This is a genomic window from Achromobacter sp. 1011791174 (assembly GCF_059760925.1).
In genome coordinates, this window is sequence record NZ_JCBANH010000021.1 from 64554 (window position 1) to 81049 (window position 16496).

The following is a 16496-nucleotide window of genomic DNA, read 5'->3' on the forward strand; positions in this document are numbered from 1 at the left end:
CGCGAGCGGCGCCCGAGGCTGCCGCCCAGCGCCTACAGCGCGCCGTAGCCGCCGCCTCCCGGCGTTTCCACCACGAACACATCGCCCGGACGCAGCTGGGCGCTGTCCTGCGGACCCAGCGGCTGCACCGTGCCGTCGGCCCGCTCGACATAGTTGCGGCCCATGGCGCCGGGCTGGCCGCCCGACAGGCCAAACGGCGCGTGCAGGCGGTTGTTCGACAGGATCGCGGCCGTCATGTCCTCCAGGAAGCGCATGCGGCGAACGCCGCCGTCGCCGCCCGGATAGCGACCGCCGCCCCCGGAGCCATGACGGATCTCATACGATTCCAGCCGCACCGGGAAACGGAACTCCAGCACTTCCGGATCGGTCAGGCGCGAGTTGGTCATATGCGCCTGCACCACCGAGGTGCCGGCGAAACCCTCGTCGCGCGGTCCGGCCGCGTCGATGCGGACCGGACCGGCCCCGGTACCACCCGAGATGGTCTCGTAGTACTGGTGACGCGCGTTGCCGAACGTGAAGTTGTTCATCGTGCCCTGGCTGGAGGCCAGCACGCCCAGCGCGCCATACAGCGCGTTGACGATGCACATGGACGTTTCCACGTTGCCCGCCACCACCGAAGCCGGCGAGTTGGGGCGCAGCATCGAGCCTTCCGGCAGCACGATGGACAGCGGCACCAGGCAGCCGTCGTTCAGCGGAATGTCGTCGTTGACCAGGGTGCGGAACACATACAGCACCGCGGCCACGGCGATGGCGCCCGGCGCGTTGAAGTTGTTGTCCAGCTGCGGCGAGGTGCCGGTGAAGTCCACCACGGCGCTGCGCGCCGCATTGTCCACCCGCACTTCCACCTTGATCACCGCGCCGTTGTCCAGCGGGTACTCGTAGCGGCCATTCTTCAGCACCGAGATCACGCGGCGCACCGCTTCCTCGGCGTTGTCCTGCACGTGCCCCATGTAGGCACGCACCACGTCCAGGCCGAAGTGATCGCACATGCGCAGCAGTTCCTGCACGCCCTTTTCGTTGGCGGCGATCTGCGCGCGCATGTCGGCGATGTTCTGGTCCGGATTGCGCGCCGGCCAGCGCCCCGAGCCGAGGATGTCGCGGGCGGCCTGCTCGCGCAGCTCGCCGTTCTTGACCAATTGGAAATTGGTGAAGAGCACGCCTTCGTCCTCGACCGTGCGCGAATCCGGCGGCATCGAGCCCGGCGTGGTCCCGCCGATGTCGGCGTGGTGGCCGCGAGAGCCGACGTAGAACAGGATTTCCTTGCCGCCCCGGTCGAACACCGGGGTGATGACCGTCACGTCGGGCAGGTGCGTGCCGCCGTGGTAGGGATCGTTCACCACATACGCGTCGCCCGGCATCATGCGGCCACGGTTGGCGTTCATCACGGTGCGCACCGACTCGCCCATGGAGCCCAGGTGCACGGGCATGTGGGGCGCGTTGGCGATCAGGCGGGCCTGGGCGTCGAAGATCGCGCAGGAGAAGTCCAGGCGTTCCTTGATGTTCACCGAGTACGCGGTGTTCTGCAGGCGGTAGCCCATCTGCTCGGCGATGGACATGAAGAGGTTGTTGAAGACCTCCAGCATGACCGGATCGGCCTGGGTGCCGATGGCGCGGCGCTCGGGACGCGCCTCGACGCGGCGCAGCACGATGTTGTCCTGCCCGGTCAGCTCGGCCTGCCAGCCGGCTTCGACGACCGTGGTCTGGTTGGGCTCGGAGATGATGGCCGGGCCGGCGACCTTGTCGCCGCCCGCCAGCGCCTCGCGCACATAGAGCGGCACGTCGCGCCAGGCGCCGCCGCTGTACATGCGGACCTGGCGGCTGGGCGCCAGCGCGGCGTCGCGGGTCTGCGCCACCGAGGCGCCGTCCACGCGCTCGCCGCCGCCGGTGGCTTCGACCGAAATGGTCTCGACCACCAGCGCCCGGTCGGGCATCAGGAAGGAGTAGCGCAGGCGGTAGGCCGCCTCGAAGTCCTGGCGCGCCTGCTCCAGCGTGCCGAACGGCACTTCGAGCGAGGTGTCGGTGCCCTGGTACTTCAGGTGCAGGCGACGCTGCACGGAAATGTCGGCCTCGGCCACGTGCTGGCGCCGCAGTTCGCCCACGGCCTGTCCGGCCAGCTCGTCCAGCTCACCGGCCAGCGTCTGCATCAGCGCGGCGTCCAGCACCTGCTCGACGGTTTTCTGGCGCATGTCGGTCTGGTCGGCCAGGCCCATGCCATAGGCCGACAGCACGCCACCCAGCGGGTGCGCGAACACCGTGGTCATGCCCAGGGCGTCGGCCACCAGGCAGGCGTGCTGCCCGCCGGCGCCGCCAAAGGTGGTCAGCGCGTACTCGGTCACGTCGTGGCCGCGCTGCACCGAAATGCGCTTGATGGCCTCGGCCATGTTGCCCACGGCGATTTCCAGGAAGCCTTCGGCCAGCTGCTCGGGCGTCATCTCGCGCCCGGTGGCCGTCCGCACCTCGTCGGCCATGGCCGTGAAGCGCGCCACCACGGCGTCGCGGTCCAGCGGCTCATTGGCCTCGGGGCCGAACACCTTGGGGAAGAAGTCGGGCTGGATCTTGCCCAGCAGCACGTTGCAGTCGGTCACCGCCAGCGGGCCGCCACGGCGGTAGCAGGCGGGGCCGGGATTGGCGCCGGCCGAATCAGGGCCGACACGCAGGCGCGCGCCATCGAAATGCAGGATGGAACCGCCGCCGGCCGCGACCGTGTGGATGCTCATCATGGGCGCGCGCATGCGCACGCCGGCCACCTGGGTCTCGAACTCGCGCTCGAATTCGCCGGCGTAGTGCGATACGTCGGTGGACGTGCCGCCCATGTCAAAGCCGATCACCTTGGGGAAGCCGGCCTGTTCGCTGGTGCGCACCATGCCGACGATGCCGCCGGCCGGGCCGGACAGGATGGCGTCCTTGCCACGGAAGCGGTGCGCGTCGGTCAGGCCGCCGCTGGACTGCATGAACATCAGGCGGATGCCGGGCAGCTCGCCGGCCACCTGGTCGACATAGCGCTTGAGGATGGGCGACAGATAGGCGTCCACCACGGTGGTGTCGCCACGCGACACGTACTTGATCAGCGGGCTGACCTCGTGCGAGGCCGACACCTGCGTGAAACCCAGCTCGCGGGCGATGCGGGCGGCGCGCTGCTCGTGCTCGGGCGCCTTCCAGGCATGCATGAACACGATGGCGACCGCGCGGATGCCGCTGTCATGGGCGGCGCGCATGGCCGCGCGCAGGCCTTCCTCGTCCAGCCCGCGCACCAGCTTGCCCTCGGCGTCCATGCGCTCGTCGGCCTCGACCACGGACTCATAGAGCATTTCCGGCAGCACGACGTTGCGGTCGAACAGGCGCGGACGGTTCTGATAAGCGATGCGCAGCCCGTCGCGAAAGCCCTTGGTGGTGACCAGCAACGTGCGCTCGCCCTTGCGCTCCAGCAGCGCGTTGGTGGCCACCGTGGTGCCCATCTTCACGCACTCGACCTGCTCGGCCGGCACGGGCTGGCCCGGCGCGATGCCCAACAGCTTGCGGATGCCCGCCACGGCGGCGTCGCGGTACTGCTCGGGGTTTTCCGACAGCATCTTCGCGGTCGTGGTGCTGCCGTCGGGACGACGCGCCACGATGTCGGTGAACGTGCCCCCACGGTCAATCCAGAATTGCCACTTCATGATCAGGTAGTCCTTGAAAACAAAAATTGCCGCGGCGGCGATGCCGGCGGATGCTGCGGGCGGCGGAGCGGGCTCCGCGCCGTATTCGGGTGATCGGGATCAGAGGGAAGTCGCCGCACGCGCGGCCTGGTCGTACAGGCCGGACAGCGCGCGCAGCGTATGCGCGAGCTGGCGGCTGAACTCCAGTCCGCCGCCGCCCGGGCCGTTCAGGCCGGAGGTCAGGCACTGCTCGCGGATTTCCGCGTAGCGCTTGAGCACCGTCGAACCTTCCTCGGTGACGCTGTAGAACACTTCCTTGCTGGCGCGCTCGCCCTGCACCATGCCCAGGCGCTCGAGCTTCTTCAGCGCGTAGCTGACGATGTGCGTGTCCTCGACATTGAGGGTGAAGCAGATGTCGGCCAGCTTCTTCGGCCGCTGCCGGTGGTACACGTGGTGAAAAACCATCACGTCGGTGCGCGTCAGGTCCGGCAGCCCGGCCGCCGCCATGCAGCGCACGATCCATCGGTCGAACGCGTGGCCGGCGATCATCAGGCCGAATTCGACTTCGGACAGATCGGGCGAACTGCCCCCTGCCAGATGGGCGGAGGCGGCGATCAAGGTTGAGGTCATGGCTGGCTGGCGGAGTTCATGTCCTCAAAATACTAATAATTTATCTACATTTCATCAATAAAAAATAACTAGGGCACGAATGGAAATGCCCCTTTCAAGGGAATACCCCTAGAAAAAATGCCGTTTTGCGACTAGCCGGCCCAGCCCAGCGGCATGTGGGCGCGAATCAGCGCGCCCGCGATAGACACGCGCCCTGCGATCTCGGGCATGGGATCGCCGGGACCGAACCAGCGCGCCTCGAGGATCTCGTCCTCCTGCACGCGGATCTCGCCGGACACATAGTCGGCCGTGTAGGCGATCATCAGCGAATTCGGGAAGGGCCAGGACTGGCTGCCGAAGTAGCGCAGGTTGCCAACCTTCAGGCCGACTTCCTCGTAGACCTCGCGGTGCACGGTCTGCTCGATGCTCTCGCCCGGCTCGACGAAGCCGGCCAGCGCGGTATAGATCGCCGAGATGCGCCCGGCATGCCGCGCCAGCAGGATGCGGTCGCCATGGCGCACCAGCACCATCATGGCCGGCGAGATGCGCGGATAGGCGCTATGACCACAGGCCGGGCAGCGCAGGCAGAACTCGCCCGCCACGCGCTCGGCCGGCGTGCCGCAGGCGCCGCAATAGCGGTGCGTGCGCGCCCACTCGGCGATCTGATAGGCGCGACCGGCCTGGGCCATGCCGTGATCGTCCAGCACGCCGAACAGGCCGCGCAGCTTGCGGAAGGCATAGCCTTGCGGCGCTTCGATACCGGGCTCGACGTGCGCGGCGCGCTGCGGCGCGCCGGGATCCAGCCAGACAGGTTGCAGCGCCTGCGGCGGCAGGCCCAGACCCGCGCACACCTGCGCGTCGGGCAATACGCCGGTCTCTTCCACGACCAGCAATTCATCACGGCGAAAAACGAAGTTCACTCCAGGCCCCTGTATGGCGTAGCGGGTGCTGGAATTTTATTCACTTGGCAAGCAGGCTTCGATGCCAATCGCATGCATGCCTCGCGCGCCGGACAGTTCGCCAGAACCGCAAGCACACGCGATGTCGGCCGCGCATTGCGGACCATGTGTTGGATTCATGCGCGGGCGCGCGCCGCAACGCCTAGGAATAACCCGTAAATTCAACATTTGCCTGCTCGCCGTGACCGGCCGGCAACATAGAATGACTGCGCTTTTCAGCGGCGTGTCATCCACGCCAGCTCTTTTCCGCCATGCCAACCGGGGCCTTGCCCCGTCTATATCACCGCACAGAAGGACCACCCCATGCACAAGAAAATCTCGCTGCTGGCCGGCAGCATCGTCCTGGCATTCAGCGCGGGCGCACAGGCCCAGACCAAGTGGGACCTGCCCAGCGCCTACCCGGCGAGCAACTTCCACGTCGAGAACCTGACCAACTTCGTCAAGGACGTGGATAGCCTGTCGGGCGGCAAGCTGAAGATCACGCTGCACAACAACGCCTCGCTGTACAAGGCCCCCGAGATCAAGCGCGCGGTGCAAGGCAATCAGGCCCAGATCGGCGAGATCCTCTTGACCAACTTCGCCAACGAAGACCCGCTATACGAGCTGGACGGCCTGCCCTTCCTGGCCACCGGCTACGACGCCTCGTTCAAGCTCTACCAGGCGCAGAAGCCGTTCCTGGAAAAGAAGCTCAACTCGCAAGGCATGACGCTGCTGTACGCGGTGGCCTGGCCGCCCCAGGGCATTTTCGCCAACAAGGACATCAAGCAGATCTCCGACATGAAGGGCCTGAAGTGGCGCGCCTACAGCCCGGTGACGGCCAAGATCGCCGAACTGGTCGGCGCCCAGCCCGTCACGGTGCAGCAGGCCGAACTGGCCCAGGCCATGGCCACCGGCGTGATCGATTCCTACATGTCCTCGGCGTCCACCGGCTACGACACCAAGACCTACGAGTACATCAAGAAGTTCTACGACACCCAGGCCTGGCTGCCGAAGAACGCGGTCATCGTCAACAAGAAGGCGTTCGACGCGCTCGATCCCGCCACGCAGGACGCGCTGAAGAAGGCCGGCGCGCAGGCCGAGGAACGCGGCTGGAAGCTGTCGCAGGAAAAGAACAAGTGGTATCAGGAAGAGCTGGCCAAGAATGGCATGGAAACCGTCAAGCCCACGGTGGAGCTGAAGGAAGGCCTGTCCGTGATCGGCAAGCGCATGCTGGATGACTGGCTCAAGAAGGCCGGCGCCGACGGCCAGGCCATGATCGACGCCTACCGGAAGCAGTGATATCGCCATGCGCCGCTTTCTGGACTCTCTATACGGCGCGGCCGGCCTGCTGGCCGGCCTGTGCACCGTCGGCGTGCTGGTCTCGGTGCTGGCCGCCATCATCGCGCGCCAGCTCAGCCTGAACATCCCCGGCACGGACGCCTATGCCGGCTACTTCATGGCCGCGGCCGGCTTCCTGGCGCTGGCCAGCACCTTCAAGCACGGCGAACACATCCGCGTCACGCTGCTGTTGAACTCGCTGTCGCCCGCCGGCAGCCGCCGCCTGGACATCTTCGCGCTGGCCGTGGGCTGCCTGCTGGCCGCCGCGTTCGCCTTCTTCAGCGTCAAGCTGACCTACGACTCCTGGCAATTCAACGACGTCTCCACGTCCAACGACGCCACGCCGCTCTGGATTCCCCAGATCAGCATGGCCGTGGGCACGGTCCTGTTCCTGGTCGCCCTGCTCGATGAGCTGGTCCGGCGCTCGCGCGGCATCGCCGCCGCTACTTCGCAGCAAACCCATGAATGAACTTCTCGTCATCACCCTGCTGGTAGTCTCGATCTTCGCGCTGCTGGGCTGCGGCGTCTGGGTCGGCCTGACCCTGGCCGGCACCGCCTGGATCGGCATGGAGATCTTCTCCAGCCGTCCGGCCGGCGACGCCATGGCCGTCACGATCTGGGGCGCCGCGTCCAGCTGGACCCTCACCGCCCTGCCCCTGTTCCTGTGGATGGGCGAGATCCTGTTCCGCACCCGCCTGTCGGAAGACCTGTTCAAGGGCCTCGCGCCCTGGCTGAACCGGCTGCCCGGGCGGCTGCTGCACACCAACGTGATCGGCTGCGCGATCTTCGCGGCGGTCTCGGGCTCGTCGGCGGCCACCTGCGCCACCGTCGGCAAGATGACCATCCCCGAACTGACGCGCCGCGGCTATCCGGAATCCAAGATCCTGGGCACGCTGTCGGGCGCCGGCACGCTGGGCCTCCTGATCCCGCCGTCGATCATCATGATCGTCTACGGCGTGGCGGCGGATGTCTCCATCGCCAAGCTGTTCATCGCCGGCATCGTGCCGGGCATCCTGCTCGCGCTGTTGTTCATGGGCTACATCGCCTGGTGGGCGATCCGCAATCCGGGCGAAGTGCCGGCGGCCGATCCGGGCCTGACGTTCCGCGAGAAGCTGTCGCGTTCGCGCCACCTGATTCCGGTCATGCTGCTGATCGGCGCGGTGCTGGGCTCGATCTACACCGGCATCGCCACCGCCACCGAGGCGGCGGCCGTGGGCGTGGTGGGCGCGCTGATCCTGTCGGCGCTGCAAGGCTCGCTGAACCGCTCGACCTTCATGCAATCGCTGCTGGGCGCCACCCGGCTGTACTGCATGATCGCGCTGATCCTGGCGGGCGCGCAGTTCCTCACGCTGGCCATGGGCTACATCGGCCTGCCGCGCGCACTGGCCGAATGGATCGGCGGACTGGGCCTGTCGCAATTCGGTCTGATCATGGCGCTGATGGTGTTCTTCATCATCCTGGGCTGCTTCCTGGACGGCATCTCCATCGTGGTGCTGACCATGGGCGTGCTGCTGCCCACGGTGCAGGCGGCCGGCATCGACCTGATCTGGTTCGGCATCTTCATCGTTTTCGTGGTGGAAATGGCACAGATCACGCCGCCGGTGGGTTTCAACCTGTTCGTGCTGTCAGGCATGAGCGGGCGCGAATTGCCCTATATCGCCCGCGCCTCGCTGCCGATGTTCTTCCTGATGATCCTGGCGGTGCTGCTGCTGTACGTGCTGCCCGGCATAGCGACGTGGCTGCCCCAGCACATGACGCTTTGATCCCCGACCGCTCAAAAACCCTGCACCAGTTGCAGGGTTTTTTTTGAACAATTACGTGATTGTCCGCGCAATGTCACTTTTTCAAATCCTGTAAACCCAGGGAAAACGCGAAAAGATTAATCCGCCCATACCGTTCGTAACCTTTTTAGAATTCCAGGGCGCTAGAGGTTGCACAACGATGGCGCGCTCAAGCCCCTTGGACCCCTGCTCCGGACCCGCGCTCATCCCAGCGTCGGTGCATGGGCCCAGCGCCTGACGATCAGCCAGACGCAACATGTCGAGCCACAAGCCCGGCGCTCTAATAACAGAAATGACAAAGGAGAAGTCTTCGTGAAACGCATTACCCTCACTCTCGCCGCCGCAGGCCTGGGCCTGGCCGCCGGCACCGCGGCCGCCGAGACCAGCGTGACCCTGTACGGCATCGCCGACGTCAGCATGCGCTATGTCAACACCAGCGATGGCGCGACCGGCGCCAACGGCAGCCGCCTCTCGATGGAAAACGGCGCCATTTCCAACAGCCGCTGGGGCCTGCGCGGCTCGGAAGACCTGGGCGACGGCAACCGCGCCTTCTTCCGCCTGGAGCAAGGCTTCAACGTGCAGAACGGCAAGGCGTCCGATTCGGGCAAGACCTTCAACCGCCTGGCCTACGTCGGCCTGGACGGCGGCAAGATCGGCGCGCTCACGCTGGGCCTGCAGAACACGGTCATCCAGGACCTGATGGCCGACTACTTCGACCCGCTGACCGTGGGTAACTACAACGAGAACTCGTGGCTGCCCGCCGCCATGGGCCGCGTGCGCGCGAACAATGCCGTCCGCTACGCGAATACGCTGGGCGACCTGGCCGTGATCGGCCAGTGGTCCAACGGCGATAGCTGGAAGGACCGCGCCGCCGGCCAGCAGATGGGTATCAGCCTGCGCTACACGATCGGCCAGCTCGGCCTGGGCGGCGCGTTCCAGAAGACCTTTGACGCCGGCAACTCCGACAAGCGTCAGCAAGTCTGGAACCTGAGCGCTTCGTATCAGTTCGAAGTCGTCAAGGTCTTCGCCGGCTATTTCAACGGCAAGGACCAGACGAACTGGACCAACGCCGTCATGGGCCGCACTGTGGACACGGCCAGCACCCTGGATCGCAAGGACAACGGCTACTTCCTGGGCGCCAGCTGGCAGGCCACCCCGCGCTGGACCATTACCGGCGCCGCCTATTACGACCAGGCCAAGAACGTCGTGGTCGACGGCGACAAGGGCAAACGCTACGCCCTGGTGGCCGTTGCCGAGTACGCGCTGTCCAAGCGCACCCAGGTGTACGGCACCGTGGACTACAACAAGGTCCGCGACGCTTCCACCGGCGATATCTCCGGCCGCACCAGCCAGATCGGCACCGGCCTGGGCATCCGCCACATTTTCTGATCGCCAACCGCGATTCAAGGCCCGCCCCCGGCCGCATGAAGACGAAAACCCCACCGCTCGCGCGGTGGGGTTTTTCTTTGCCCGGCCGCCATCCGGCCACCCGCCCGATGAGCGGGTGGCTGGACCGGAAAGCGGCTCACGCCGCCCTCGCCTTCACATCCCCAGATACGCCTTGCGCACCTCGTCCGACGCCGCCAGCTCTGCCGCCGAACCGGACAGCGCCACCCGCCCGCTCTGCATCACATAGGCGCGCGCCGCCACCTCCAGCGCCTGCGTCATATTCTGCTCGACCAGCAGCACCGACAGGCCATGGTCGCGATTGAGCGCGGCCAGCGCGTCGAACACCTGCTCGACCAGCAGCGGCGACAGGCCCAGGCTGGGCTCGTCGATCAGCAGCAGCCTGGGGCCGCTCATCAGCGCGCGGCCGATGGCCAGCATCTGGCGCTCGCCGCCCGACATGGTGCCCGCCAGCTGCTCGCGCCGTTCCTTCAGACGCGGAAACAGGCCATAGACCTGCTCCAGCCGCTCGCGATAGACCCGCTCGTCGCGCACCGTGTAGGCGCCCAGCCGCAGGTTCTGCTCCACCGGCTGGCGCGCGAACACGCGCGCGCCCTCGGGGATCATGGCGATCCCCTGCGTCACCAGCCGGTCGGGCGGCGTGCCCGTGATGTCCCGTCCCTCGAAGATGACGCGGCCGGCCTTGGGCTTGACCGAGCCCACGGTGGCCAGCAGCGTGCTGGACTTGCCGGCGCCGTTGGCGCCGAGCAGCGCGGCGATCTCGCCGGGACGCACTTCCAGGGAAATCTCCCGCACCGCCTGCACGCCGCCATAGGACACGCTCAGGTTCTCGATCTTCAGCATCGCCTCATGCACGGTGCTTCCTCCCCAGGTAGGCTTCGATGACGGCCGGGTCGCGCACGATGTCCTGCGGCGCGCCCTCGGCGATCATCTGTCCGAAATTCAGCACCAGCACGCGCTGCGCCAGCCGCATCACCACTTCCAGCACGTGTTCGACGATGATCAGCGTGACCCCCGCCGCGTGGATGCCGCGCAGGATCTCGGCCAGCGCGATGGCCTCGGCCGGATTCAGGCCGCCGGCGACCTCGTCCAGCAACAGCATGCGCGGTTCGGTGGCCAGCGCCCGCGCCAGCTCCACGCGCTTCTGGCCGGCCACGTTCAGCTCGGCGGCCCTGACGCCGGCGCGGTCCGCCAGCCCCACCAGCTCCAGCACCTTCATGGATTCGCGGCGCGCGTCCGGCAGCCGGGGATGACGCAGCAAGGCGCCCACCATGGCGTTCTCCAGCACCGTCATCTGGCCGAAGCTGCGCGGGATCTGATAGGTCCGCACCAGCCCCATCGCCGCCACCTGCTCGGGGCGCTTGCCGACCATGGACTGGCCGTCGAACACCACCTTGCCCGAGGTGGGCTCGTGATGGCCGACCAGTCCGTTGAACAGGGTGCTCTTGCCCGCGCCGTTCGGCCCGATGATGGCGACGATCTCGCCGGCCTGCACCGACAGCGAGATGTCCTTGTTGGCCACCAGGCCGCCGAAGCGCTTGGTCAGATTCTCAACGTCCAGCAGAGCCATGGCGCTTCCTCAAGGTAATCAGGCCACCGGGCAGGAACATGGTGACCAGCAGAATGGCCAGCCCGAAAATCAGCAGGTCCAGGCCCAAGCCCGAACTGCCCCACAGCACCCGCGTGCCTTCCGACAGGGGCAGCAGCACGGCCGCCCCCAGCCACGGACCCAGCAGCGTGCCCACGCCGCCCAGGATCGTCACCAGCACCACCTGCACCGACATGGTCAGGCTGAACATGGACTCCGGATCGATGAAGCCCACGTACATGGCGAAGAATCCGCCCCAGACGCCCGTCATGCCGGCCGACAGCACGAAGGCCAGCATCTTGTAGCGGTCGGCGGCCACGCCCAGGCTGCGCGCGGCGGCCTCGTCGCCGTTGATGGCGCGCCAGTAGAAGCCGGTCTTCGAATGCACCAGGAAGTACGTGGCGCAGAACGTCAGGAACGCCAGGCCCACGGCGATCCAGTAGTACGGCACCTTGCTGCGGAACAGCAGCATCCAGGCCGCGTCGCCGATCGGGGCCTCCAGCCCTACGGCGCCGCCCGCCCAGTCCCAGTTGATCATCAGCAGCAGACCGATCTGGAGCAGCGCGATGGTGGCCATGGCGAAGTAGTGGCCCGACAGGCGCAGCGTCGGCCCGCCCACCAGCCAGGCCAGGCCCGCGCTGATCAGCCCGCCCAGCGGGATGCCCAGCAGCGGCGTGAGCTTCAGGTGATGCAGCAGCAGCAAGGTGGTATAGCCGCCCACGCCCACGAACACGGCATGGCCGAAGGAGATCCGCCCCAGGAAGCCGCCGACCAGGTTCCAGCACGCGCCCAGCGCGCCGAACATGATCGCCAGCAGCAGCACCTGCAGCGTGAAGGAATCGGTGACCACGGCGGGCACTAGGGCCAGGCCAAGCGCCAGCAGCGCGGCCACCGCCAAGGGCCATTTCGGCGAGGTGGAAATATCAGCAGGTTTGTTCATCGCCATCTCACCACCGTCCGAACAGGCCCTTGGGCCGATACCAGAGAACCAGGATGAACAGGATGAACACGCTCACCGTCTTCAGCGCCGGCGCGACGAAGTAGCCCGTCATGGCCTCGATGATCCCGATCAGGATGCCGGCGATGAACGCGCCCGGCAGGGAGCCGAACCCGCCCATGCACACGGCCACGAAGGCCAGCAGGCCGAACACCGTGCCCACCGAGGGAAACACGTAGAAGAACGTGGTCAGCAGCGCGCCCGCCACGCCGACCGCGGCGCTGCCCAGCATCCAGACCTGGGCATTGACGCGGTCGGGCGATATGCCCACCAGCGCCGCCACCTGGCGGTCTTCCGCCACCGCCTGCAGGGCGTGGCCCCAGCGCGTGCGATAGACCAGGACGAACAGCACCGCCACCAGCAGCAGCGCCACCAGACCGGTGACGACCTGCGGACGGCCCAGCGAGACGCCGGCCAGCGACACGCTGCCGGACACCAGCGTGTCGGGCAGGCTGCGATAGTCAGGGCTGAAGGCGATGAAGGCCAGCTGGCGCAGCACCAGGCCCAGGCCGAAGGTGGCCAGGATGATGGCCATGGCCGGCCCCTTCTGCAGCCGCCGGATGATGAGCGCGTAGGTCATGAAGCCGACGAAGGCCAGCGCGATGGCGACCAGCGGCGCGGACATCGTGGGATCGATATGACCGAGGGTGAACAGCCAATAGGCGGCATACATGCCGAGCATCAGGAACTCGCCGTGGGCGAAATTGATGACGTCGGTGATGCCCCAGATCAGCGCCAGCCCCACCGCCACCGCGGCATAGATCAGGCCGTTGAACAGGCCTGCCGAGAGAGCTTCGAACATGAGGGACTCCTGCGGGGGGCGCGACGCCCCGCCGCTGCTTGCAAGTGATGCGGCTTATTTCCAGCTGAACGGCAGCGTGGGCAGGCTCTTGTCCGAGCGGTACTTCTCCGGCCACACGGTCTGGTAGCCGGCGCCCTTCAGTTCCAGGATCAGGCCGGCGCCCTTGGTGTTCTGCCCCTTGGCGTCGAACTTCACGCCATCCCAGGGCATGGCCACCTGCGATTCGCCCAGGTCGGTCGCGGCCAGCGCCTTGCGGATCGCCTCGGGATCGGTGGAACCGGCCCGGTTGATGGCGTCGGCCAGCACCAGCACGCCCTGCATGGAACGCGCATTGTTGCCGTTCAGGTCCTTGCCCGTCTTGGCCTTGTACATGTCGTTGATCTTCTTGAGTCCCGCCTTGGCCGCGGCCACGTCGTTGCCCCAGACATCGCGCGACAGCACGCCCTGCACCTGCGGCCCGACTTCCTGCACGAAGCGTGAATCGATGAAGCCGGCGTCGTTGGCCAGCAGCACCGGCGGCGCGTACTTGCTCTCACGCATGGTGCGCACGAACAGCATGGCGTCGGACGTGTAGCTGGCGAAGATCGCCACGTCGGGCTTGGCCGCCGACAGCTTCTGCACCTCGGCGGTCACGGATGCCGAGCCGGCGCTATAGGCGATATTGGCCACGACCTCGCGCTTGTACTGCTTGGCGAACTTCTCGACGGCCTTGTAGGTGTTCACGCCGAAGTCCGTGTTCTCGTACACCACCGCGATCTTGGTGGTCGGGACGGCCTTCACGCCGTCCAGGAACTGCATCATGTTCTCGATGAAGGTGTCATCGTTGGGCGAGGTGCGGAAGAACCACTTGTAGCCGCGCTCGGTCAGATCCGGGCTGCTGGACTCGCCGTTCAGGTAGGGAATGCCGCGCTGCTCGGCGATGCGGCTGGCGGTCTTGGTCACGGCGGATTGGTAGGCGCCGGTCAGGGCCACCACCTTTTCCTGATCGATCAGGCGCTGGGCGTCGGCCAGCCCGACTTCCGGCTTGCCCTGGGAGTCGCCGAACACCACTTCGATCTTGGCCCCGCCCAGTGCCGGCAAGCCGCTGCCGGCAGCCAGCGGGATGCCTTCCAGTTCGGGATGCGGATTATTGACGATCTCCACGGCCAGCTCGACCGCGGCCTTGATCTCGGCGCCGGTGGACGCCAGCGCGCCGGACAGCGGATAGATCGCGCCGATGCGCACGGTCTTCTGCTGCGCCGAGGCCGGCACGGCGGACAACAGGGCCAGACTTGCGACCACACCCGCAATGAGCTTCATCTTCATTACTGAACTCCCGGAATAAGCCTGATGGCTGAACATGCACGGGGCTGGACGCCCCGCCTGGTTACGTTTCGTCCGGCGGCAAGACGCCCTCCTCCGCGATCGCGGAAGATGCCGGCACTCGTTCGTTGTCGCCTTTTCCCCTTGTCCTTTGATGGATCGTTATGAAGGCAGAACAAAAATAGCGCTTAAGGCCGCCGCTGGCTAGCGGGGCTTATGCTCAGATATCAAAGTATCGCCATCTGGCTGTTGACCAGATCCGTGACCAGCATGTGGCCCGGCGCGTGGGTGATGCAGAATTCCGGCTTGACCGCAGCCACCACCGACTGCGGCGTGACGCCGCAGGCCCAGAACACGGGAATCTCGCCCGGCAGGATCTCGACCGCGTCGCCGTAGTCGGGCTTGGCTATATCTGCGATACCGATCAGGGACGGATCACCCAGATGCACCGGCGCGCCATGCACCGAGGGAAAACGCGAAGTGACCTGGATGGCGCGTATCGCGTCCGCCGCCTTCAGGGGGCGCATGGACACGACCAGGGGACCGCCGAACACGCCGGCGCGCTGCGTCGGCACGTTGGTCCGGTACATGGGCACGTTGCAGCCCTGCTGGATGTGACGCACGGGCAGGCCGTTGTCCAGCATGGCTTCCTCGAACGAGAACGAGCAGCCGATCAGGAAGGACACCAGGTCGTCGCGCCACCAGTCGTGCACGTCGGTGGGCTCGGCCACCAGCTCGCCATGCTTCCAGACGCGATAGCGCGGGATGTCGCTGCGGATGTCGATGTCCTGCCCGAGTTCCGGCAGCGAGGGATCGCCCGGCTCGGACATGGCCAGCAAGGGACAAGGCTTGGGATTGCGCTGGCAGAAATGCAGGAAGTCGGCCGCCAGCGCGCGCGGCAGGATCGCCAGGTTGGCCTGCACATGGCCGGGCGCCAGGTTGGCGGTGGGGCCGGTGAACCGGCCGCTGCGGGCGTCGAGCCGCGCCTGGCGGGCCAGCGCGACGCTGTCGCGCGCCACGGTGATTGCATTCATGTTGATCCCCTTGAAGCTTGTTTGGTATGGGGAGCATTGCACCGGAACTCGCCGCGTCCGTCTAATCACATGTTGCGATAGACCCCGATCAGAAATCCTTATCAGGGTTATGCCGGATGGCGCTGCGCTTCCTCGCGCGCAATCTGCTGCGCCGCCTCGGCCACGGTGCGCGGCACCTGGCTGTCCGGCCCCTGCATCCAGCAGGCGGTGTAGTGCAGCGGCGGCACCTCGCCGTCCTTCACGTCCAGGATCCGCAACTCGCCCTGCGCCAGCTCGCGGCGCAGGATCACCGGCGCGATCAGCGCCGTGCCGATGCCGTCCAGCGCCATGCGCACGATCACGCTGAGCGCCGAGCTGCCGTACATGCGCGGCGACTCCACACCGGCCTGCAACAGCATCTGCCGCGCCGCGCGGTGCGGATCGGTGGTGGAGGGATAGGTGATGACGGGCCATTCGGCCAGCCGCCTGAGCGAGATCGGCTGGCGGCCGACCTTGAGCTTGGGGCTGGCCACCCAGCTGAGCGGGTAATTGCACAGGTACAGATTCTCGACCCTGGGCTCTTCCATCGGTCCGAGCAGGAAGGCCAGGTCGATCTGGCGCGAGGCCAGCTGCGCCTTGAGCACCGTGGTCGTGTCGACCTGGATCTCCACCATCAGCCCGGGATAGGCGTCGTGCAGGTGCTCCATGAGCCTGGGCAACCAGGTATGGACGATGGTTTCGGACACGCCCAGCCTGAGCATGCCGCTCATCACGCTCTTGGCGCGCGCGGCCTCCTGCATGTCGCGCCGCATCTGCAGCATGCGCTCGGCGTGGGACAGCAGTTCACGCCCCTTGGCGGTGAGCTTGATGCCACGCACGTCGCGGTCGAACAGGCGCACGCCCAGGTCCGATTCGAGCGAGGCGATGCGTTGGGAAATCGCGGGCTGGGTGGCGCTGAGCTTTTCCGCGGCGGCGCGAAAGCCGCCCAGCGTGGCCACCCAGAAAAACGTCTCGATGTTGCGCAGGTCGATCATCGGGTCCGGACCCTGGCTGGTACAGCCGCCATCTTAGCGCCGGCACGGCGCG

The 16496-nt window shown here is 66.8% G+C and carries 14 protein-coding genes; 4 read left to right on the forward strand and 10 right to left on the reverse strand.

Annotated elements, in window-relative coordinates; all coding sequences use genetic code 11:
• Nucleotides 1-32: 32 nt before the first annotated feature.
• The 3 genes from AC6LJ5_RS10445 to nudC form a co-directional block, all read right to left on the reverse strand.
• Nucleotides 33-3656 (reverse strand): hydantoinase B/oxoprolinase family protein, encoded by a 3624-nt coding sequence (locus AC6LJ5_RS10445; RefSeq protein ID WP_498140420.1) that lies wholly within the window; start codon nt 3654-3656, stop codon nt 33-35.
• A 99-nt stretch (nt 3657-3755) separates the two neighbouring features.
• The gene (locus AC6LJ5_RS10450; protein WP_103274551.1) at nt 3756-4265 is read right to left on the reverse strand and encodes a winged helix DNA-binding protein; all 510 of its coding nucleotides are present in this window, start codon (nt 4263-4265) and stop codon (nt 3756-3758) included.
• 131 nt (nt 4266-4396) lie between these two features.
• Entirely contained in the window at nt 4397-5164 is a 768-nt protein-coding gene (gene nudC, locus AC6LJ5_RS10455) for an NAD(+) diphosphatase (RefSeq protein WP_498140421.1), read from the reverse strand.
• 342 nt (nt 5165-5506) lie between these two features.
• Between nudC and AC6LJ5_RS10460 the strand changes: the two genes are divergently transcribed.
• From AC6LJ5_RS10460 to AC6LJ5_RS10475, 4 genes are all read left to right on the forward strand, one after another.
• Nucleotides 5507-6481, forward strand: coding sequence for a TRAP transporter substrate-binding protein (locus tag AC6LJ5_RS10460; protein WP_392413718.1), 975 nt, complete (start codon nt 5507-5509; stop codon nt 6479-6481).
• A 7-nt stretch (nt 6482-6488) separates the two neighbouring features.
• Nucleotides 6489-6989, forward strand: a complete 501-nt coding sequence (locus tag AC6LJ5_RS10465; protein ID WP_103274554.1) for a TRAP transporter small permease — start codon at nt 6489-6491, stop codon at nt 6987-6989.
• Nucleotides 6982-8283: a TRAP transporter large permease gene (locus tag AC6LJ5_RS10470; RefSeq protein ID WP_103274555.1), complete on the forward strand. Its 1302-nt coding sequence runs from the start codon at nt 6982-6984 to the stop codon at nt 8281-8283. The genes AC6LJ5_RS10465 and AC6LJ5_RS10470 overlap by 8 nt, the downstream gene beginning before the upstream one ends.
• Nucleotides 8284-8613: 330 nt before the next feature.
• Nucleotides 8614-9690, forward strand: coding sequence for a porin (locus AC6LJ5_RS10475; protein WP_392413714.1), 1077 nt, complete (start codon nt 8614-8616; stop codon nt 9688-9690).
• Between the two features lie 153 nt (nt 9691-9843).
• On the opposite strand, the gene AC6LJ5_RS10480 is transcribed toward AC6LJ5_RS10475, so the two are convergent.
• The 7 genes from AC6LJ5_RS10480 to AC6LJ5_RS10510 form a co-directional block, all read right to left on the reverse strand.
• A complete protein-coding gene (locus tag AC6LJ5_RS10480; RefSeq protein ID WP_103274557.1) occupies nt 9844-10551 on the reverse strand; it encodes an ABC transporter ATP-binding protein in 708 nt (235 codons plus the stop codon).
• A gap of 4 nt (nt 10552-10555) precedes the next feature.
• Nucleotides 10556-11278: an ABC transporter ATP-binding protein gene (locus AC6LJ5_RS10485; protein WP_498140422.1), complete on the reverse strand. Its 723-nt coding sequence runs from the start codon at nt 11276-11278 to the stop codon at nt 10556-10558.
• Nucleotides 11259-12236 (reverse strand): branched-chain amino acid ABC transporter permease, encoded by a 978-nt coding sequence (locus AC6LJ5_RS10490; protein WP_392411855.1) that lies wholly within the window; start codon nt 12234-12236, stop codon nt 11259-11261. The genes AC6LJ5_RS10485 and AC6LJ5_RS10490 overlap by 20 nt, the downstream gene beginning before the upstream one ends.
• 7 nt (nt 12237-12243) lie before the next feature.
• A complete protein-coding gene (locus AC6LJ5_RS10495; RefSeq protein WP_103274560.1) occupies nt 12244-13095 on the reverse strand; it encodes a branched-chain amino acid ABC transporter permease in 852 nt (283 codons plus the stop codon).
• 54 nt (nt 13096-13149) lie between these two features.
• The gene (locus tag AC6LJ5_RS10500; RefSeq protein ID WP_103274561.1) at nt 13150-14400 is read right to left on the reverse strand and encodes an ABC transporter substrate-binding protein; all 1251 of its coding nucleotides are present in this window, start codon (nt 14398-14400) and stop codon (nt 13150-13152) included.
• Between the two features lie 224 nt (nt 14401-14624).
• Nucleotides 14625-15431 carry a putative hydro-lyase gene (locus AC6LJ5_RS10505; protein ID WP_103274562.1) on the reverse strand — a complete coding sequence of 269 codons (807 nt, stop codon included), beginning with the start codon at nt 15429-15431 and terminating at the stop codon, nt 14625-14627.
• Between the two features lie 107 nt (nt 15432-15538).
• A complete protein-coding gene (locus AC6LJ5_RS10510; RefSeq protein ID WP_103274563.1) occupies nt 15539-16444 on the reverse strand; it encodes a LysR family transcriptional regulator in 906 nt (301 codons plus the stop codon).
• Nucleotides 16445-16496 lie beyond the last annotated feature (52 nt).

Coding starts and splice junctions, on each gene's coding strand:
- AC6LJ5_RS10500 (WP_103274561.1), bottom strand. CDS start 14,400: ATGAAGATGAAGCTCATTGCGGGTGTGGTCGCAAGTCTGGCCCTGTTG.
- AC6LJ5_RS10470 (WP_103274555.1), top strand. CDS start 6,982: ATGAATGAACTTCTCGTCATCACCCTGCTGGTAGTCTCGATCTTCGCG.
- AC6LJ5_RS10445 (WP_498140420.1), bottom strand. CDS start 3,656: ATGAAGTGGCAATTCTGGATTGACCGTGGGGGCACGTTCACCGACATC.
- AC6LJ5_RS10450 (WP_103274551.1), bottom strand. CDS start 4,265: ATGACCTCAACCTTGATCGCCGCCTCCGCCCATCTGGCAGGGGGCAGT.
- AC6LJ5_RS10495 (WP_103274560.1), bottom strand. CDS start 13,095: ATGTTCGAAGCTCTCTCGGCAGGCCTGTTCAACGGCCTGATCTATGCC.
- AC6LJ5_RS10490 (WP_392411855.1), bottom strand. CDS start 12,236: ATGAACAAACCTGCTGATATTTCCACCTCGCCGAAATGGCCCTTGGCG.
- AC6LJ5_RS10465 (WP_103274554.1), top strand. CDS start 6,489: ATGCGCCGCTTTCTGGACTCTCTATACGGCGCGGCCGGCCTGCTGGCC.
- AC6LJ5_RS10480 (WP_103274557.1), bottom strand. CDS start 10,551: ATGCTGAAGATCGAGAACCTGAGCGTGTCCTATGGCGGCGTGCAGGCG.
- AC6LJ5_RS10485 (WP_498140422.1), bottom strand. CDS start 11,278: ATGGCTCTGCTGGACGTTGAGAATCTGACCAAGCGCTTCGGCGGCCTG.
- AC6LJ5_RS10510 (WP_103274563.1), bottom strand. CDS start 16,444: ATGATCGACCTGCGCAACATCGAGACGTTTTTCTGGGTGGCCACGCTG.
- AC6LJ5_RS10505 (WP_103274562.1), bottom strand. CDS start 15,431: ATGAATGCAATCACCGTGGCGCGCGACAGCGTCGCGCTGGCCCGCCAG.
- AC6LJ5_RS10460 (WP_392413718.1), top strand. CDS start 5,507: ATGCACAAGAAAATCTCGCTGCTGGCCGGCAGCATCGTCCTGGCATTC.